The organism is Staphylococcus croceilyticus (assembly GCF_002902575.1).
Lineage (GTDB): Bacteria > Bacillota > Bacilli > Staphylococcales > Staphylococcaceae > Staphylococcus > Staphylococcus croceilyticus.
This window is the reverse complement of sequence record NZ_PPRD01000033.1, coordinates 17,940-36,011: the sequence shown is the minus strand read 5'-3', so window position 1 is coordinate 36,011 and position 18,072 is coordinate 17,940. Positions and strand designations below refer to the sequence as shown.

At 34.0% G+C, this 18,072-nt stretch carries 22 protein-coding genes and 1 pseudogene; 21 read left to right on the top strand and 2 right to left on the bottom strand.

Annotated elements, in window-relative coordinates; genetic code table 11:
• The first annotated feature begins 79 nt into the window (after nucleotides 1-79).
• The 12 genes from infA (at nucleotide 80) to rpsI (ending at nucleotide 7,339) form a co-directional block, all read left to right on the top strand.
• On the top strand, nucleotides 80-298 hold the full coding sequence (gene infA, locus CD128_RS05400) for a translation initiation factor IF-1 (protein WP_001829792.1): 219 nt from the start codon (nucleotides 80-82) through the stop codon (nucleotides 296-298).
• A gap of 31 nt (nucleotides 299-329) precedes the next feature.
• Nucleotides 330-443, top strand: a complete 114-nt coding sequence (rpmJ, locus tag CD128_RS05395) for a 50S ribosomal protein L36 (protein WP_001829709.1) — start codon at nucleotides 330-332, stop codon at nucleotides 441-443.
• 22 nt (nucleotides 444-465) lie between these two features.
• Nucleotides 466-831 carry a 30S ribosomal protein S13 gene (gene rpsM / locus CD128_RS05390; RefSeq protein ID WP_002448629.1) on the top strand — a complete coding sequence of 122 codons (366 nt, stop codon included), beginning with the start codon at nucleotides 466-468 and terminating at the stop codon, nucleotides 829-831.
• Between the two features lie 23 nt (nucleotides 832-854).
• Complete coding sequence (rpsK, locus tag CD128_RS05385) at nucleotides 855-1,244, top strand: 30S ribosomal protein S11 (RefSeq protein WP_000101625.1); 390 nt, start codon at nucleotides 855-857, stop codon at nucleotides 1,242-1,244.
• A gap of 84 nt (nucleotides 1,245-1,328) precedes the next feature.
• Nucleotides 1,329-2,273, top strand: a complete 945-nt coding sequence (locus CD128_RS05380; RefSeq protein ID WP_002448356.1) for a DNA-directed RNA polymerase subunit alpha — start codon at nucleotides 1,329-1,331, stop codon at nucleotides 2,271-2,273.
• A gap of 21 nt (nucleotides 2,274-2,294) precedes the next feature.
• Nucleotides 2,295-2,666 carry a 50S ribosomal protein L17 gene (gene rplQ / locus CD128_RS05375; RefSeq protein WP_103329032.1) on the top strand — a complete coding sequence of 124 codons (372 nt, stop codon included), beginning with the start codon at nucleotides 2,295-2,297 and terminating at the stop codon, nucleotides 2,664-2,666.
• A 296-nt stretch (nucleotides 2,667-2,962) separates the two neighbouring features.
• Nucleotides 2,963-3,775 (top strand): energy-coupling factor transporter ATPase, encoded by an 813-nt coding sequence (locus CD128_RS05370; protein WP_103329031.1) that lies wholly within the window; start codon nucleotides 2,963-2,965, stop codon nucleotides 3,773-3,775.
• The gene (locus tag CD128_RS05365; protein ID WP_103329030.1) at nucleotides 3,772-4,635 is read left to right on the top strand and encodes an energy-coupling factor transporter ATPase; all 864 of its coding nucleotides are present in this window, start codon (nucleotides 3,772-3,774) and stop codon (nucleotides 4,633-4,635) included. The genes CD128_RS05370 and CD128_RS05365 overlap by 4 nt, the downstream gene beginning before the upstream one ends.
• Nucleotides 4,625-5,431 carry an energy-coupling factor transporter transmembrane component T family protein gene (locus tag CD128_RS05360; protein WP_103329029.1) on the top strand — a complete coding sequence of 269 codons (807 nt, stop codon included), beginning with the start codon at nucleotides 4,625-4,627 and terminating at the stop codon, nucleotides 5,429-5,431. The genes CD128_RS05365 and CD128_RS05360 overlap by 11 nt, the downstream gene beginning before the upstream one ends.
• A 4-nt stretch (nucleotides 5,432-5,435) precedes the next feature.
• Entirely contained in the window at nucleotides 5,436-6,239 is an 804-nt protein-coding gene (gene truA / locus CD128_RS05355; protein WP_103329028.1) for a tRNA pseudouridine(38-40) synthase TruA, read from the top strand.
• A gap of 250 nt (nucleotides 6,240-6,489) precedes the next feature.
• Nucleotides 6,490-6,927: a 50S ribosomal protein L13 gene (gene rplM / locus CD128_RS05350; protein WP_103329027.1), complete on the top strand. Its 438-nt coding sequence runs from the start codon at nucleotides 6,490-6,492 to the stop codon at nucleotides 6,925-6,927.
• Between the two features lie 19 nt (nucleotides 6,928-6,946).
• Nucleotides 6,947-7,339: a 30S ribosomal protein S9 gene (gene rpsI, locus CD128_RS05345; protein WP_011275150.1), complete on the top strand. Its 393-nt coding sequence runs from the start codon at nucleotides 6,947-6,949 to the stop codon at nucleotides 7,337-7,339.
• A 168-nt stretch (nucleotides 7,340-7,507) separates the two neighbouring features.
• On the opposite strand, the gene CD128_RS05340 is transcribed toward rpsI, so the two are convergent.
• On the bottom strand, nucleotides 7,508-8,239 hold the full coding sequence (locus tag CD128_RS05340) for an NAD-dependent protein deacylase (RefSeq protein ID WP_103329026.1): 732 nt from the start codon (nucleotides 8,237-8,239) through the stop codon (nucleotides 7,508-7,510).
• 251 nt (nucleotides 8,240-8,490) lie between these two features.
• Between CD128_RS05340 and CD128_RS05335 the strand changes: the two genes are divergently transcribed.
• The 9 genes and pseudogenes from CD128_RS05335 (at nucleotide 8,491) to CD128_RS05295 (ending at nucleotide 16,872) form a co-directional block, all read left to right on the top strand.
• A complete protein-coding gene (locus CD128_RS05335) occupies nucleotides 8,491-9,246 on the top strand; it encodes a DeoR/GlpR family DNA-binding transcription regulator (protein ID WP_103329025.1) in 756 nt (251 codons plus the stop codon).
• 249 nt (nucleotides 9,247-9,495) lie between these two features.
• Nucleotides 9,496-9,924 carry a galactose-6-phosphate isomerase subunit LacA gene (lacA, locus tag CD128_RS05330; protein ID WP_103329024.1) on the top strand — a complete coding sequence of 143 codons (429 nt, stop codon included), beginning with the start codon at nucleotides 9,496-9,498 and terminating at the stop codon, nucleotides 9,922-9,924.
• A gap of 16 nt (nucleotides 9,925-9,940) precedes the next feature.
• A complete protein-coding gene (gene lacB / locus CD128_RS05325) occupies nucleotides 9,941-10,456 on the top strand; it encodes a galactose-6-phosphate isomerase subunit LacB (RefSeq protein ID WP_103329023.1) in 516 nt (171 codons plus the stop codon).
• 12 nt (nucleotides 10,457-10,468) lie between these two features.
• On the top strand, nucleotides 10,469-11,401 hold the full coding sequence (locus tag CD128_RS05320; RefSeq protein WP_103329022.1) for a tagatose-6-phosphate kinase: 933 nt from the start codon (nucleotides 10,469-10,471) through the stop codon (nucleotides 11,399-11,401).
• Between the two features lie 3 nt (nucleotides 11,402-11,404).
• Nucleotides 11,405-12,382 (top strand): tagatose-bisphosphate aldolase, encoded by a 978-nt coding sequence (gene lacD / locus CD128_RS05315; RefSeq protein WP_103329021.1) that lies wholly within the window; start codon nucleotides 11,405-11,407, stop codon nucleotides 12,380-12,382.
• Nucleotides 12,383-12,399: 17 nt separating this feature from the next.
• Nucleotides 12,400-12,714, top strand: coding sequence for a PTS lactose/cellobiose transporter subunit IIA (locus tag CD128_RS05310; RefSeq protein ID WP_103329020.1), 315 nt, complete (start codon nucleotides 12,400-12,402; stop codon nucleotides 12,712-12,714).
• Nucleotides 12,715-12,719: 5 nt separating this feature from the next.
• A pseudogene (locus tag CD128_RS05305) lies at nucleotides 12,720-14,456 on the top strand (lactose-specific PTS transporter subunit EIIC).
• 15 nt (nucleotides 14,457-14,471) lie between these two features.
• Nucleotides 14,472-15,884 carry a 6-phospho-beta-galactosidase gene (gene lacG / locus CD128_RS05300; protein WP_103329019.1) on the top strand — a complete coding sequence of 471 codons (1,413 nt, stop codon included), beginning with the start codon at nucleotides 14,472-14,474 and terminating at the stop codon, nucleotides 15,882-15,884.
• Between the two features lie 133 nt (nucleotides 15,885-16,017).
• A complete protein-coding gene (locus CD128_RS05295) occupies nucleotides 16,018-16,872 on the top strand; it encodes an alpha/beta hydrolase (protein ID WP_103329018.1) in 855 nt (284 codons plus the stop codon).
• Between the two features lie 68 nt (nucleotides 16,873-16,940).
• Here the strand turns inward: CD128_RS05295 and CD128_RS05290 are convergent, their stop codons facing one another.
• Nucleotides 16,941-17,942 carry an LLM class flavin-dependent oxidoreductase gene (locus CD128_RS05290; protein ID WP_103329017.1) on the bottom strand — a complete coding sequence of 334 codons (1,002 nt, stop codon included), beginning with the start codon at nucleotides 17,940-17,942 and terminating at the stop codon, nucleotides 16,941-16,943.
• Nucleotides 17,943-18,072 lie beyond the last annotated feature (130 nt).

Sequence of the window (18,072 nt, the reverse complement as noted above, 5' to 3'; positions counted from 1 at the left end):
AGTCACTATATTAGATTCGTATCGTTGAAGTTGTCTATTGACGATTACCTTACTATTGTAAAAAGGGGGAAGTTAATCAATGGCGAAACAAGATGTAATTGAATTAGAAGGTACAGTACTTGATACTTTACCAAATGCTATGTTTAAAGTAGAATTAGAAAATGGTCATGAAATTTTAGCGCATGTTAGTGGTAAAATTAGAATGAATTATATTCGAATTCTACCTGGCGACAAAGTAACTGTAGAAATGTCTCCGTATGATTTATCACGCGGTAGAATTACTTATCGTTATAAATAATCGTCACTCCATAATATAGGGAGGTATAAAAATGAAAGTAAGACCATCAGTTAAACCAATTTGCGAAAAATGTAAAGTCATTAAACGTAAAGGTAAAGTAATGGTAATTTGTGACAATCCTAAGCACAAACAAAGACAAGGTTAATAAAAGAGAGGTGTAAATATATATGGCACGTATTGCAGGAGTAGATATTCCACGTGAAAAACGCGTTGTTATTTCATTAACTTATGTATACGGTATCGGTACTTCAACAGCTAAAAAAATCGTTGAAGAAGCTAACGTATCAGCTGACACTCGCGTAAAAGATTTAACAGATGACGAATTAGGTCGTATCCGTGAAGTTGTAGACGGTTATAAAGTTGAAGGTGACTTACGTCGTGAACAAAACTTAAACATTAAACGTTTGATGGAAATTTCATCATATCGTGGTATCCGTCACCGTCGTGGTTTACCAGTTCGTGGACAAAAAACTAAAAACAATGCTCGTACTCGTAAAGGCCCAGTTAAAACTGTAGCTAACAAGAAAAAATAATAGGTAAAGGAGGCAAAATATAAATGGCACGTAAACAAGTATCTCGTAAACGTAGAGTTAAAAAGAATATTGAAAATGGTGTAGCTCACATCCGTTCAACATTCAATAATACAATCGTAACTATCACTGATGAATTTGGTAATGCTTTATCTTGGTCATCAGCTGGTGCATTAGGTTTTAAAGGATCTAAAAAATCAACACCATTCGCAGCTCAAATGGCTTCTGAAACTGCTTCAAAATCAGCAATGGAACATGGTTTGAAAACTGTAGAAGTTACAGTTAAAGGACCTGGACCTGGTCGTGAATCAGCTATCCGTGCATTACAATCAGCTGGTTTAGAAGTAACAGCAATCAGAGACGTTACTCCAGTACCACACAACGGTTGTCGTCCACCAAAACGTCGTCGCGTCTAATTTTTAATGATTGTTATTGTTACAGGTCACTGAGCGAAACAGTTTAAAAAAATAAGTCGACGTATTTAAGGAGGATTTTTGTAAATGATAGAAATTGAAAAACCTAGAATTGAGACAATTGAAATTAGTGAAGATGCTAAATTCGGTAAGTTCGTTGTTGAACCACTTGAACGTGGCTACGGTACTACACTAGGAAACTCCTTACGTCGTATCCTACTATCTTCATTACCAGGTGCTGCCGTTAAGTACATTGAGATCGAAGGTGTTTTACACGAATTTTCAGCTATAGATAATGTCGTTGAAGATGTTTCAACAATTATTATGAACATCAAAAAATTAGCGCTTAAAATCTATTCTGAAGAAGATAAAACATTAGAAATCGATGTTAGAGATGAAGGCGAAGTAACTGCAAGTGACATTACGCATGATAGTGATGTTGAAGTTCTAAACCCAGAACTTAAAATCGCAACAGTGTCTAAAGGTGGACATTTAAAAATACGTCTTGTTGCTAATAAGGGTAGAGGTTACGCATTAGCAGAACAAAATAATACTAGTGATTTACCAATTGGTGTAATTCCTGTTGATTCACTATATTCACCTGTAGAACGTGTTAACTATACAGTTGAAAATACACGTGTAGGTCAAAGTAGTGATTTTGATAAATTAACTTTAGATGTTTGGACTAATGGTTCAATCACTCCACAAGAGTCAGTATCATTAGCTGCTAAAATTATGACTGAACATTTAAATATTTTCGTTGGTCTTACTGATGAAGCTCAAAATGCTGAAATCATGATTGAAAAAGAAGAAGACCAAAAAGAAAAAGTACTTGAAATGTCTATTGAAGAATTAGACTTATCAGTACGTTCATATAACTGTTTAAAACGCGCAGGAATCAATTCTGTACAAGAATTAGCTGATAAATCAGAAGCTGATATGATGAAAGTGCGTAATTTAGGTCGTAAATCTCTTGAAGAAGTTAAATACAAATTAGAAGATTTAGGATTAGGTTTAAGAAAAGAAGATTAATAAGTTAAAGGAGGTCAACTCATGGGTTACAGAAAATTAGGTCGTACTTCTGATCAACGTAAAGCTATGTTACGTGACTTAGCTACATCACTTATCGTTAGTGAACGCATTGAAACTACAGAAGCTCGTGCAAAAGAAGTTCGTAGTGTTGTTGAGAAATTAATCACTTTAGGTAAAAAAGGAGATTTAGCTTCTCGTCGTAATGCTGCTAAAACATTACGTAATGTTGAAATCTTAAACGAAGATGAAACTACACAAACTGTACTTCAAAAATTATTTGGTGAAATTGCTGAACGTTATACAGAACGTCAAGGTGGTTACACTCGCATCCTTAAAGTAGGCCCTCGTCGTGGTGACGGTGCTGAATCAGTAATTATCGAATTAGTAGATTAATTCTATATATAAATACACTAACTACTTATACTAAAGCAAATGAGTGCAACGATAATGTTTGCCACATACAAATATTGTCTAGCTCAGAGTGCCCCATCAATTAAATATTATTCTAAAGCGTGAACTCAACTAAAATATGATGGGGTGCGCGCTTTTTTATTTTATATATAACGTAAAGAGAGACATAGATATTTCCATGTCTCTCTTTTATTTATGCTTTGGTATTCACTCATATACAGAATGCAAGGAATCATGTAAAATATGAGAGTAACTACGTTTTTAGGAGGAGGAGTAAAGTGGAGGCGCAACAGCAAAATATAATTGAGCTTAAACATGTTGATTTTCAATATCAAGGTGATTCATCCTTCACACTTAAAGATGTTTCCTTTACTATCCCTAAAAACAGATGGACTTCTATTGTAGGACATAACGGGTCAGGTAAATCAACGCTCGCTAAATTAATAGTTGGGATTGAAACAGCTACTGAGGGGAATGTTTATTTCAACAATCAGAAGTTAACGGAAGATAATCTCAGAGACATAAGAAATCACATTGGGATTGTTTTTCAAAATCCTGAGAATCAATTTGTAGGGTCAATTGTAAAATATGATGTGGCATTTGGTCTTGAGAACCATTCAGTCCCTCATGATGCAATGCATGAAATTGTAAAGCAGGCATTAGAAGATGTAGGGATGTCAAGCTATGAAGATTATGAACCACAATCTTTATCAGGAGGCCAAAAGCAAAGGGTAGCGATTGCTGGAGTATTAGCATTAAGTCCCTCTGTGGTTATTCTTGATGAAGCCACCTCGATGTTAGATCCTTCAGCTAAACAATCGCTTCTCAAACTCATTCATAAAGTGAAGCAAGAAAAAGATGTGACAATTATTTCCATCACCCACGACTTAACAGAAGCCATGGAAGGTGATTACATGGTAGTAATGAATGAAGGGCAAGTATTTAAAGAAGGCGCGCCTCAAACAATTTTTAAGGGTGCTAATGAATTGAAGGAGATTGGATTAGATTTACCTTTCTCTATGAAAATGAATCACCTGTTAGGATTCAAAGATAATTATACTACCTACGAAGGGTTGGTAGATAAATTATGATGATTACATTTAATGATGTAACCTATACGTATCAAATAGGGACACCTTATGAATATCAAGCTTTAAAAGATATCAATCTTACTTTAGAACAGGGTAAATATTATGCGATTGTAGGTCAAACAGGAAGTGGGAAATCTACTTTAATTCAACACTTTAATGGCCTATTAAAACCAACTACAGGATTTGTGAAATTTAACGATCTTACTATCACACAGAAAACTAAGGATAAACATATTAGAGCGCTACGTCAAAAAGTAGGATTAGTATTTCAATTTCCTGAGTCTCAACTTTTTGAAGACAATGTAGAACGTGAAATTGAGTTTGGTCCACGTAATTTTAAGATGGATATAGAAGATGTCAAAGCACGTGCATATGATTTATTAATAGAACTTGGATTTTCTAGAGATGTGATGGCATTGTCTCCATTTCAAATGTCTGGGGGTCAAATGCGTAAGATTGCAATTGTTTCTATTTTAGCGATGAATCCAGATATTATTATATTGGATGAGCCTATAGCAGGGTTAGACCCTAAAAGTCGTCATCAAGTAATGGAATTATTTAAAAAAATACAGCTAGAACAAAACAAGACTATTATTCTTGTTTCTCATGATATGAATGATGTGGCTAAATATGCTGATGAAATCATTGTGATGAAAGAAGGAAGCATAGCGGAACAAATATCTCCGAAAAAGTTATTTAAGCATGAAACACAACTTAACGAATGGCATATTGCGTTACCAGATATCGTTCGCTTACAAAAAGACTTTGAACATAAGTATCAAATGGAATTAGGTGACGTAGCTTTAACTGAAGAAGAATTTGTAAAATTATATCAGGAGTGGCATCAACATGAAGAATAAGTTAATTATTGGACGCTATCTACCTCTGGATTCATGGGTGCATCACTTAGATCCTAGGGCAAAAATTACATTCGTTTTCATGTTCATTGTGCTTATCTTCTTTGCTCATTCATTTGCAACATTTGGTTGGATTATTTTATTAATTTTGCTCATTATGATGCTATCCAAAATTAAATTTTGGTTTTTGATTAAAGGGTTAACGCCTATATTTATTTTTTTAATATTTACTTTTTTAATGCATATCTTTTTTACTCACGGTGGTACAAGATTAGTAGAATTTGGATTTATTAAGATTGATAGTGAAGGTGTATTAGAAGGTATTTTTATTTCTTTACGTTTAATTACTATCGTTATGATTGCGACAATTATGACACTGTCTACGAGTCCAATTGATTTAACAGATGCCTTTGAAAAGTTATTAAACCCACTAAAATGGTTTAAAGTGCCTGTACATCAACTGAGTATGATTATGTCTATTGCACTGAGATTTATTCCAACATTAATGGATGAATTAGACAAAATTATCTTAGCTCAGAAGTCACGTGGCTCTGAAATTAGTTCAGGTAGTCTTACAACGCGTATTAAAGCATTTATACCTTTAATGATTCCATTGTTTATTTCAGCTTTTCAAAGAGCAGAGGAGCTCGCTATTGCAATGGAAGTGCGTGGGTATGACGCTAATATTAAAAGAACGAGCTATAGAAAGTTACAATGGAGCTTAAGAGATACGGTTTGTTTATTAAGTATCGTTCCGATAGCTATTGTACTGTTTATATTAAAATATATTGGAGTGTAATATAGTGCGAATTCTAGTAAATATTTCGTACCAAGGAAGTCAATTTTTAGGTTTTCAAATTCAACAGCAAGGACGAACAGTTCAGCAGCAATTTGAAAAAATATTAAAACGTATGCACCGTCGTCATGTACGTATTCATCCTTCGAGTCGTACAGACCGTGGTGTGCATGCCTATGAACAGTACTTCCACTTTGATACTGAATTAAATATTGCGCCACAACAGTGGAAGTATGCCATGAATAGTGCGTTACCTGATGATATTTATGTTAAAAAGGTGCAACAGGTCGATGAAGAATTTCATTGTCGTTATGACTGTGTAGGCAAACGTTACCGTTATAAAGTTTATCAAGCTAAGCATCGCAATCCTTTTGAAAGTGGATTAAAGACATTTATTAAAGATGATTTAGATTTTGACAAGATGAACAAAGCGGCACAACACTTTATTGGTACACATGATTTCACAGGCTTTTGTTCTCAAAAGACAGAAGTAGAAAGTAAAGAACGTACGTTATATCAAAGCGAAATTGCAAAAACTGATGAAGGCTTTGATTACATCGTTACAGGATCTGGCTTTTTATATAATATGGTACGCGTATTAGTGGCATTTCTTATTGAAGTTGGAAAAGGTAAACGACAACCTGACGAGGTTCCAACACTTTTAGAAGAGAAAAATCGAAATAATGTACCTTTTACAGCCCCGGCAGAAGGGCTGTACTTAGAGAAGATATATTTAGCCCCAGAAGAGCTTATTAACGACTTTGGAAATGATATAAAAATTCATTATAAAAAATCGTTACAAAATGACTAATTTGCATTGACAAACAAGAGTAAAAAATATAACATAGTTAACGGTATTGTTTTATATCATCCCACGATAAGCCCCGGAAACTTATTGTGTTACAAGATATATAAGCAGATTATACAGGATAAAATAAATGAACATTTACGCTTTGAAATCGTAACAGAATTAACTAGGTTGCAGGCCTCGTTCGTAGGTTCGACTGCGATGAGTACCTGCAATCTAAGACGAAGCATTTATTTTTAGGAGGACAATTATTATGCGTCAAACATTTATGGCAAATGAATCAAACATTGAGCGCAAATGGTATGTTATTGATGCTGAAGGCCAAACATTAGGTCGTTTATCATCAGAAGTAGCATCTATCTTACGCGGTAAAAATAAAGTAACTTATACACCACACGTTGACACTGGTGACTATGTAATCATCATCAACGCTGAAAAAATCGAATTAACTGGTAAAAAAGAATCAGATAAAATTTACTATCGTCACTCTAACCACCCAGGCGGTATCAAATCAGTTACTGCTGGTGAGTTAAAACGTAATAACCCAGAACGTTTACTTGAAACTTCTATCAAAGGTATGTTACCAAGTTCACGTTTAGGTGAAAAACAAGGTAAAAAATTATTTGTATATCGTGGCGCTGAACACCCACACGCTGCACAACAACCAGAAAACTACGAGTTACGTGGTTAATTAAAAGGAGGAAATTACATTGGCACAAGTTGAATATAGAGGTACAGGCCGTCGTAAAAACTCAGTAGCACGTGTACGTTTAGTACCAGGTGAAGGTAATATTACAGTAAACGAACGTGACGTACGTGAGTACTTACCATTCGAATCATTAATCTTAGACTTAAACCAACCATTTGATGTTACTGAAACTAAAGGTAACTACGATGTATTAGTTAACGTACACGGTGGTGGTTTCACTGGACAAGCTCAAGCTATCCGTCACGGAATCGCTCGTGCATTATTAGAAGCAGATCCTGAATACAGAGGCTCTTTAAAACGTGCAGGTTTATTAACTCGTGACCCACGTATGAAAGAACGTAAAAAACCAGGTCTTAAAAAAGCACGTCGTTCTCCACAATTCTCAAAACGTTAATGTTGGAATTGTTGCAAACTTGTTTGCTTACAAGTCCAGTACGCAAATTGCGTCAGCAATTTGTGTTCAATTAAAATGTTTAAAGCACTTCTCAATTTCGAGAAGTGCTTTTTTGTATACAATAAAAGCTAGAGATTTCTTTAAATCTCTAGCCCTTAAACTATATTTTTATTTTTTAAATACTTCTTCGACGACTTCTGTCATATCGTTATGAATGACTAAGTCTGCTTTTCTATCATATGGTGTTTTATCTCGATTTATAATAACTAGATTATCTCCAGTAAAGTTTGAAATAAATCCAGCCGCTGGTTGTACGACTAATGATGATCCTAATACAATGACAGTATCTGCTTTTTGAATTTTATCTAGTGCTTTAAATACAGTAGGTTGGTCTAGCATTTCACCGTATAATACGATATCTGGACGAATCACTTCACCACATTTTTCGCAATATCTTAATTGATGATCCATTACATATGATTTAGAATATTCTTCACCGCATTCAATACAATAAAATCGATTCAATGTACCATGAATTTCATCGATATTTTGACTTCCTGCATCTTCATGTAAGCCATCAATATTTTGAGTGATTACGCCTAATGACTTACCTTCTTTTTCAAGTTCTGCAATCCATTCATGAACGATGTTTGGTTTTTTATCTGCTACGAGTAAACGTTTATGATAAAAATCAATAAAACTTTCTTTATTATCATTAAGATGATCTATACTTAATAAGTATTCTGGTGAATAGCCATCTTTTGAAATTTCATCAAATAATCCTCCCATTGAACGGAAATCAGGAATACCGCTCGCTACAGATACGCCTGCACCAGTAAAGAAGACAATTCTATTTGAGTTATCTATAATTTTTTTAAGTTTTTCAATTTTATTAGCCAAAGTTGTCACCTCATTAAAATTATTAATTTACTGAATAACCTTCACTTTATCTATTATAGTACACACATTTTAAAATAACATTTTATTAAATTCTGTCATAATTAAAAGTTATGATATAAAAATATTAGAGTTCAATCGTTGAATGGTATAAAATTAATATGCGCTGAAAATCTTTAAAATTCTATGTCTAAAACTTTTGGGCATTTTCAAAAATAAAAATAACTTAGCATTTGGGGGAAGTGAGGAATTGAATGAATAAATACGATCGTTTAGATGAAATTACTAAACTCGTAAATCAAAAAGGAACGGTTAGAACCAATGAGATCGTTGAGGAACTCAATGTATCTGATATGACGGTTCGACGTGATTTAGCTGAATTAGAAGAAAAGGGATTATTGACTAAAATCCACGGCGGGGCGAGAAGTAATTCAGTCTTTCAATTTAAGGAGAAGTCACATCAAGAGAAACATACGCAAAACAAAGAAGAAAAACGTGTTGTCGCTCGCAAAGCTGTTAAACTCATCGAAGAAGGAGACACCATATTTCTAGGGCCAGGGACAACGATTGAGTTTCTAGCTGAGGTGATGGAACAACAGTCACTAACAGTCATTACAAATTGTTTCCCAGTATTTAAAATATTATTTAAAAAACGTTCTATAGATTTCAAAGTGTATTTGCTTGGCGGGGAAATGAGAGAGCTTACTGAATCGTTTGTTGGTGAAATGACGAATACCTTACTTAAAACGAAACGCTTTAGTAAGATGTTCTTTAGTTGTAATGGTATTAAAGAGGCAGATGTGCTTACCTCTACTATTGATGAAGCTTATACACAACAAATTGCATTAGAACGATCGGTTGAAAAATATTTACTTATTGATTCTTCAAAAATTGGAAAAGAAGACTTTACGCAGTTGTGTAAATTAGAAGATTTAACTGCAGTTGTCATTGATACCAATGATGAAGAAAGTGTTTCAAAATTAAAATTACATACAGAAGTGATTTATTAATACAGAAATCCTAAGATTGTTTGAAATTAAACAGTCTTAGGATTTTTTTAGTTTATAAAAGTTTAATTAAACACATAAATACATTTTTTTGTTTAAAACAACTAAATATCAAACAATATACAAACATTTATTGTTGATTATTTGTTTATTTATGTTTATAATTTAATCGTAAAGATTTGAAAGCGCTTTTTCACACAACAAATAAACATAATGCTGTGGAAAGATATCATCTTAAAAAGGAGAATTACTATGACAATTATTATTGGTTCAGATGTAGCTGGCAAAAGATTGAAAGATGTTGTTAAAACATTTTTAAAAGAAAACAATCATGATGTGCTTGATGTAACTGAAGGTAAAGAATTAGATTTTGTGGATTCAACACTAGCAGTTGTACATGAAGTTCAAAAAAATGATGAGAACTTAGGTATTGCATTCGATGCTTATGGTGCAGGTAGCTTTATAGTAGCGACTAAAGTAAAAGGCATGATTGCTGCAGAAGTGTCTGATGAACGTTCTGCATATATGACACGTGGTCATAATAATGCACGTATGATTACTATGGGTGAACAAATTGTTGGGGATACATTAGCTCAAAATGTCGCAAAAGAATTTGTTGAAGGTCACTATGACGGCGGACGTCATCAAATCAGAGTAGATATGTTAAATAAAATGTGTTAATTAGGAGGATTTTAAAATGAAAATAGCTATTGGTTGCGATCATATTGTTACAGATACAAAAATGGCAGTTTCTAAACATTTAAAAGAACAAGGACATGAAGTCATCGATGTTGGAACATATGATTTCACAAGAACACACTATCCAATCTTTGGTAAAAAAGTTGGTGAAGCAGTAACAAGTGGAGAAGCAGATTTAGGTGTATGTATTTGTGGAACTGGTGTAGGTATTAGTAATGCTGCCAACAAAGTACCAGGTGTAAGAACTGCATTAGTTCGTGATATGACTACTGCTTTATATTCTAAAGAAGAATTAAATGCAAACGTTGTAAGCTTCGGCGGTAAAGTCGTAGGAGAATTATTTATCTTCGATATCGTTGATGCCTTCATTAAAGCTGAATATAAACCTACTGAGGAAAATAAAAAATTAATCGCTAAAATCGAACATTTAGAAGCACATAATGATAAACAAGCTGATCCTCATTTCTTTGATGAATTTTTAGAAAAATGGAACAAAGGTGAATATCACGATTAAAGGTGGACTATCATGATTTTAACATTAACACTTAATCCTTCTGTAGATATTTCATATCCTTTGGAACACTTTAATCTTGATACGGTTAACAGAGTGACAAATACAAGTAAAACTGCTGGAGGCAAAGGTTTAAATGTAACACGTGTTTTATCTGAATTTGGTGAAGACGTTTTAGCAAGTGGGTTTTTAGGTGGTCAGTTAGGTGAGTTTATTGAACATCAACTTGATGAAAGTAAAATCCAACATTCTTTCTTCCAAATTAAAGGTGAAACAAGAAACTGTATCGCTATCTTACACGACGGTCAGCAAACTGAAATATTAGAACAAGGTCCTTCAATTAGTGAAGAAGAAGCTGCGGGCTTCAAATCACATTTAAGCCATTTGTTTAGCAAAGCTAATGCAATTGCTATGTCAGGAAGTTTACCTAAAGGATTAAAATCGGATTATTATGCAGAAATTATTCAATTAGCTAATCAACAGCACATACCGACAGTCCTTGATAGTTCAGGCCAATCATTAATGGATGTATTGTTGAGCGACAGTAAGCCTACAGTGATAAAACCTAATATTGATGAATTATCTCAATTATTACAAACCACTGTTACTACAGATATCGATAGTTTAAAAGAAGCGGTCACTCAACCCATCTTTGAAGGTATTGAATGGATTATCGTTTCTTTAGGTGGCGACGGGGCTTTCGCAAAACATCATCAAACTTTTTATAAAGTTAATATTCCAAATATTAAAGTAGTAAATACTGTTGGTTCTGGTGACTCAACTGTAGCAGGTATTACGTCAGGATTAATTCGCCAGGATTCTGATAAAGATTTATTAAGAAAAGCAAATACATTTGGCATGTTAAATGCAATGGAAAGTCAAACTGGTCATATCAATGTAAATAAATTTGACGAAATATTCCAACAAATTGAAGTTATAGAGGTGTAATTCATGACTAAATCACAAAAAAAATTATCATCAATTGAACAATTAAGTAATAAAGAAGGGGTTATATCAGCTTTAGCATTTGACCAACGTGGTGCTTTAAAAAGAATGATGGCTGAACATCAAACTGAAGAACCAACTGTTGAACAAATTGAACAATTAAAAGTTCTAGTATCTGAAGAATTAACACAATATGCATCATCAATTCTTTTAGACCCTGAATATGGCTTACCTGCTTCAGATGCACGTAATAAAGAATGTGGTTTATTACTTGCTTATGAAAAAACAGGTTATGACGTAAATGCTAAAGGTCGTTTACCTGACTGCTTAGTGGAATGGTCAGCGAAACGTTTAAAAGAACAAGGCGCTAATGCTGTTAAATTCTTACTTTACTATGATGTAGACGATTCAGAAGAAGTCAACGTTCAAAAGAAAGCATATATTGAAAGAATTGGATCTGAGTGTGTAGCAGAAGACATTCCATTCTTCTTAGAAGTTTTAACATACGATGACAACATTCCAGATAATAAAAGTGCTGAATTTGCGAAAGTAAAACCTCGTAAAGTTAATGAAGCTATGAAATTATTCTCAGAAGAAAGATTTAATGTTGATGTACTTAAAGTTGAGGTTCCAGTCAACATGAATTACGTTGAAGGCTTTGCTGAAGGAGAAGTCGTTTATACAAAAGAAGAAGCGGCACAACACTTCCGTGATCAAGAAGCTTCAACACATTTACCATATATCTATTTAAGTGCAGGTGTTACTGCTGAATTATTCCAAGAAACACTTAAATTTGCTCATGAAGCTGGCGCTAAATTTAATGGTGTACTTTGTGGACGTGCAACTTGGTCAGGGGCTGTAAAAGTCTATATTGAACAAGGCGAAGAAGCAGCACGTGAATGGTTACGCACTACTGGATTTAAAAATATAGATGATTTAAACAAAGTGTTAGAAACAACAGCAACATCATGGAAATCTAAATAATATGGGAGGTTAGAGAGATGAAAAGAGAAGAGGTACAATTAATTGGTTTTGAAATTGTAGCTTATGCTGGTGATGCACGTTCTAAATTATTAGAAGCTTTAACTGCTGCTAAAAATGGTGAACTTGATAAAGCCGAGCAACTTGCTGAAGAAGCTAATGAGTGTATTGCAAATGCACACAAAGCGCAAACAAGTTTATTAGCTAAAGAAGCACAAGGTGAGGACATCGCTTATAGTGTAACAATGATGCACGGTCAAGACCACTTAATGACAACATTGCTATTAAAAGATTTAATTAAACACCTAATAGAATTATATAGAAGAGGGAGTTGACCCTAATGAATAAGTTAATTGCATGGATAGAAAAAGGAAAGCCGTTCTTTGAGAAAATATCACGTAATATTTACTTAAGAGCGATTCGTGATGGGTTTATTGCAGCAATTCCGATTATCTTGTTCTCAAGTATCTTTATCTTAGTAACATACGTACCGAACGTGTTTGGCTTTACATGGAGTAAAACAATGGAAGGTATCTTAATGAAACCGTATAACTACACAATGGGAATTGTAGGTTTCATTGTCGCCGGTACGACTGCCAAGTCATTGACCGATTCGTTTAACCGAAAACTCGAAAAAACAAATCAAATTAACTTCATTTCAACAATGATGGCAGCAATGTGTGGGTTCTTGTTCTTAGCGGCCGATCCAGCAAAAGATGGTGGATTCTTAAGTGGCTTTATGGGAACTAAAGGGTTATTAACAGCCTTTTAATCTGCGTTTATCACAGTTATTGTGTATAACTTCTTTATTAAACGTAATATCACAATTAAAATGCCAAAAGAAGTTCCACCTAATATTTCACAAGTATTTAAAGATATATTCCCGTTATCAGCGGTTATGATTATTCTTTATGCGTTAGATTTAATCGTTAGAGGCGTAGCGCATACTAACGTAGCAAACGGTATTTTAAAAATATTCGAACCATTATTTACTGCAGCAGATGGATGGGTTGGGGTAACAATTATCTTTGGTGCCTTTGCATTCTTCTGGTTCGTAGGTATCCATGGTCCATCAATTGTAGAACCTGCAATTGCAGCTATTACTTACGCTAACCTTGAAGCCAACTTACATTTAATTCAAGCTGGTGAACATGCTGACAAAGTAATCACACCTGGTACACAAATGTTCGTCGTAACAATGGGGGGTACTGGTGCAACTTTAGTCGTGCCATTTATGTTCATGTGGCTAACTAAATCGAAACGTAATAAAGCGATTGGTAGAGCGTCTGTAGTACCTACATTCTTTGGTGTAAACGAACCGATTTTATTCGGTGCACCGTTAGTGTTAAACCCAGTATTCTTTATTCCATTTATCTTTGCGCCAATTGCAAACGTGTGGATCTTTAAATTCTTCGTTGATGTATTAGGAATGAACAGTTTTAGTATCTTCTTGCCATGGACTACTCCAGGTCCATTAGGTATCGTGATGGGTACTGGTTTTGCATTCTGGTCATTCGTATTAGCGATTGTATTGATTGTAGTTGACGTTATTATTTATTACCCATTCGTCAAAGTGTATGACGAACAAATTTTAGAAGAAGAATTAGGTAAAAAAGTTACAAATAATGATTTAAAAGAAAAAGTGGCTGCTAACTTTGATACTAAAAAAGCAGACGCAATTTTAGCAACAGCTGGTGCAGACGATGCATCATTACAAGCAGATAATGAAAAAGAAGCATCACATTCAAACAACATTACTGAGCAAACGAATGTATTAGTATTATGTGCTGGTGGTGGAACAAGTGGTTTATTAGCCAACGCACTTAATAAAGCAGCTGAAGAATATAACGTACCTGTTAAAGCGGCAGCGGGTGGTTACGGTGCACATATGGATATTATGAAAGATTATCATTTAGTTATCTTAGCACCTCAAGTAGCTTCAAACTATGAAGATATCAAACAAGATACTGATCGTTTAGGTATTAAATTAGCTAAAACTCAAGGTGTTGAATATATCAACTTAACACGAGATGGCAAAGCAGCATTAGACTTCGTTCAACAACAATTTGAAAAATAATTAGGAGATGAAAGTATAATGAAAAAATTACCAGAAGATTTTATTTTTGGTGGTGCGACAGCAGCCTATCAAGCAGAAGGTGCGACTCAAACAGATGGAAAAGGTCGTGTAGCATGGGACACTTATCTTGAAGAAAATTATTGGTATACAGCTGAACCAGCTAGTGATTTCTACAACAGATATCCAGTGGATTTAGAATTAAGTGAAAAATTTGGCGTAAATGGTATTCGTATTTCAATTGCATGGTCACGTATTTTCCCTAAGGGATATGGCGAAGTCAATCCTAAAGGCGTAGAATATTACCACAATTTATTTAAAGAATGTCATAAACGTCATGTAGAACCATTCGTAACGTTGCATCACTTTGATACTCCAGAAACATTGCATAGTGATGGAGATTTCTTAAATCGTAAAACAATTGATTACTTCGTAGATTATGCTAAATTCTGCTTCGAAGAATTCTCAGAAGTTAATTATTGGACTACATTTAATGAAATTGGACCAATTGGTGATGGCCAATACTTAGTTGGTAAATTCCCACCAGGCATTAAATATGATTTCGAAAAGGTATTCCAATCACATCACAACATGATGGTGGCACATGCACGTGCAGTTAAATTATTTAAAGATAATGGATATAGCGGTGAAGTAGGGGTAGTTCATGCGTTACCTACTAAATATCCATACGATCCTTCTAATCCTGAAGATGTGAGAGCAGCAGAACTTGAAGATATTATCCATAATAAATTCATTCTAGATGCAACATATTTAGGTAAATACTCTCGCGAAACAATGGAAGGTGTGCAACACATCTTATCAGTGAACGGCGGTAAATTAGATATAACTGAAGAAGACTATAAAATTTTAGATGCAGCTAAAGATTTAAATGACTTCTTAGGTATCAATTACTATATGAGTGACTGGATGAAAGGCTATGAAGGCGAATCTGAAATTACTCATAACGCAACTGGTGACAAAGGTGGTTCTAAATATCAACTTAAAGGCGTAGGTCAACGTGAATTTGATGTGGATGTACCTCGTACTGATTGGGACTGGATGATTTATCCTCAAGGTTTATACGATCAAATTATGCGTGTCGTAAAAGACTATCCTAATTATCATAAAATCTATATAACTGAAAATGGTTTAGGTTACAAAGATGTATTTGATGAAAAACGTAAAACAGTTGATGATGATGCACGTATCGATTATGTAAAAAAACATTTAGAAGTAATTGCTGATGCTATTTGTGATGGTGCGAACGTAAAAGGTTACTTCATTTGGTCATTAATGGACGTGTTCTCATGGTCAAATGGCTATGAAAAACGTTATGGCTTATTCTATGTCGACTTTGATACTCAAGAACGCTATCCTAAGAAAAGTGCGTATTGGTACAAAGAATTAGCGAAAACTAAAGAAATTAAATAATTATTAATTATAGGCAACTGTCTAATATAAAAGTCATATATTAGATGGTTGCTTTTTTAATATATATTTATGGAAATATCTCAAAGCTAATTTATACTTAATACATAAAAATATATAGGTGGCGTTGTAGTTAATGACAAAAAGAAAAATGATTTATTTCATATTTACATTATGTATATTGATAGTCTTAGTTACAGGTTGTAGCCAATCTGAAAAACAACATTCACACAAATCGTCGGCGCTTAAAGATCAAACTGTGACATTGTTTATGCATGGATATGGGGGTAGTGAAAACTCTGAAAAATATATGGTGAAGCAAGCCCTTAACAAAGATGTGACTAAAGATGCGATAGTTGCCACTGTAGATAATCAAGGTAAAATACATTTCAAAGGCACTATTTCAAATGATGCTCAAAATCCTATTGTTAAAGTAGTGTTTGAAGATAATAAAAATGGTGATGTTAATCAAAATGCTAAGAATATTAAAAATGTTTTATCTGAATTAAAAGCACAATATGGTTTCACTAAATATAACTTTGTCGCACATTCGATGGGGAATTTATCATTTGCTTATTTTATGAAAGATTATGGTAATGATAAACATTTACCTCAAATCCAAAAGGAAGTGAATATTGCCGGTACGTTTAATGGCGTACTTAATCTCAATGAAAAAGTTAATGAAATCAGTGTAGATAAAAATGGTAAGCCTAGTAAAATGAATGATAATTATAAAGAATTATTAGGATTAGAAGATATTTATAAAGGTAAAAATATCGACGTATTAAATATTTATGGTGATTTACAAGATGGGACTCATTCAGATGGACGCGTCTCAAATAGTTCATCTAAGTCATTAAAGTATTTATTACAAGACAGTCCTAAATCATATAAAGAAACTAAATACACGGGTAAATCCGCACAACATAGTGAGTTACACGAAAATAAAGAAGTAGCGAATGAAATAATTAAATTCTTATGGAATAAATAATCCTAAAAAAAGTAAGAGTAGACAACGCAAAAAATAAAATTAAGGCGTTTCTACTCTTTTATTATCTTTTAAAAGCAAGTATCAGCTAATTGCTTAAGTAACTCTAGTCTATTTTCTTCACCAAATACATGGGGCAATATCATCATTTCATCCACATCGTAGTTTTGTTGCATAGTATGTAATTGCTCGGCAACTTCGTGAGGTAAACCACTCACTATTCTTTTTTTATTTTTTTCAATTTTAGCAAGTTCTCTTTCGGAATATTGACGTTGTTGTGCAGTTTCAATAGAAGGGTAAGTCATAGGTTGTTTTAAGTAGTTGATGCGCATTAACCATAAATGAAGTGCATCAAGTAAATCATTAACTGTCGCCAATTTGTCTGCAGTCACAACAAAGGTTGCCATAATAACATAAGGTTTGTTGTCATTTATTTCTTCATTATACAAATCAAATTGTTTACGGTAGTGAGCGATGACTTTGTTTATTTGTGTCGAAGGTTGCCCCATGTGAGCGATGACTAATGGTAATCCTTTTCGAGCAGCGAGTTCAGCACTTCGTTCACTCATTCCTAGAATATAGAGTTGCGGGTGACTATCAATAAATGGTGTGGCTTGAAGTGACATGAAGCGGTGAGGCTGCTTTGTATCATCGGTAAAATATTTGATTAAGTCATCAATTTGTTGTGATAACTCTGGTTTCTCAGTTTTAAATTCATTCAGTGCCTCGTTCACATTTTTAAAGCTAGGAGAACGACCGAGACCCATATCAATACGATGGGGATGACGTGCTTCCATAATCTTAAATTGTTCGGCGACTTTATAAGCACTGTAGTGGGGCAACATCACGCCTCCACTGCCAATATGAATTCGATGTGTATGCTCTAATAACATCATCATTACCATTTCAGGCGCGCTTGAAGCCACAGAAGGCACTTGATGATGTTCGGCAATCCAATAGCGCTCATAACCAAGTTGATCAGCCAAGGTTGCTAATTCGACAGTATGATTGAATGCGTCTTGAGCTGAACGACCTTCGAAGATAGGCACATAATCTAAGATTCCTAATTTCATATTAAGCAGGCTCCCTTTTTTGAAAAGTATTAATTCTTATCATGTGTCATTATAAGTGGAAAGCATGATGATTGCGATTAAATTGTTCATAGTACTATACTTTAAACAAATATTGAAAGGAGTTTTAGAT

Excerpts from the sequence above, each read along its gene's own strand:
- infA (WP_001829792.1), top strand. The coding sequence starts at position 80 with ATGGCGAAACAAGATGTAATTGAATTAGAAGGTACAGTACTTGATACT.
- rpmJ (WP_001829709.1), top strand. The coding sequence starts at position 330 with ATGAAAGTAAGACCATCAGTTAAACCAATTTGCGAAAAATGTAAAGTC.
- rpsM (WP_002448629.1), top strand. The coding sequence starts at position 466 with ATGGCACGTATTGCAGGAGTAGATATTCCACGTGAAAAACGCGTTGTT.
- rpsK (WP_000101625.1), top strand. The coding sequence starts at position 855 with ATGGCACGTAAACAAGTATCTCGTAAACGTAGAGTTAAAAAGAATATT.
- CD128_RS05380 (WP_002448356.1), top strand. The coding sequence starts at position 1,329 with ATGATAGAAATTGAAAAACCTAGAATTGAGACAATTGAAATTAGTGAA.
- rplQ (WP_103329032.1), top strand. The coding sequence starts at position 2,295 with ATGGGTTACAGAAAATTAGGTCGTACTTCTGATCAACGTAAAGCTATG.
- CD128_RS05365 (WP_103329030.1), top strand. The coding sequence starts at position 3,772 with ATGATGATTACATTTAATGATGTAACCTATACGTATCAAATAGGGACA.
- CD128_RS05360 (WP_103329029.1), top strand. The coding sequence starts at position 4,625 with ATGAAGAATAAGTTAATTATTGGACGCTATCTACCTCTGGATTCATGG.
- rplM (WP_103329027.1), top strand. The coding sequence starts at position 6,490 with ATGCGTCAAACATTTATGGCAAATGAATCAAACATTGAGCGCAAATGG.
- CD128_RS05335 (WP_103329025.1), top strand. The coding sequence starts at position 8,491 with ATGAATAAATACGATCGTTTAGATGAAATTACTAAACTCGTAAATCAA.
- lacA (WP_103329024.1), top strand. The coding sequence starts at position 9,496 with ATGACAATTATTATTGGTTCAGATGTAGCTGGCAAAAGATTGAAAGAT.
- lacB (WP_103329023.1), top strand. The coding sequence starts at position 9,941 with ATGAAAATAGCTATTGGTTGCGATCATATTGTTACAGATACAAAAATG.
- CD128_RS05320 (WP_103329022.1), top strand. The coding sequence starts at position 10,469 with ATGATTTTAACATTAACACTTAATCCTTCTGTAGATATTTCATATCCT.
- lacD (WP_103329021.1), top strand. The coding sequence starts at position 11,405 with ATGACTAAATCACAAAAAAAATTATCATCAATTGAACAATTAAGTAAT.
- CD128_RS05310 (WP_103329020.1), top strand. The coding sequence starts at position 12,400 with ATGAAAAGAGAAGAGGTACAATTAATTGGTTTTGAAATTGTAGCTTAT.
- CD128_RS05295 (WP_103329018.1), top strand. The coding sequence starts at position 16,018 with ATGACAAAAAGAAAAATGATTTATTTCATATTTACATTATGTATATTG.
- CD128_RS05290 (WP_103329017.1), bottom strand. The coding sequence starts at position 17,942 with ATGAAATTAGGAATCTTAGATTATGTGCCTATCTTCGAAGGTCGTTCA.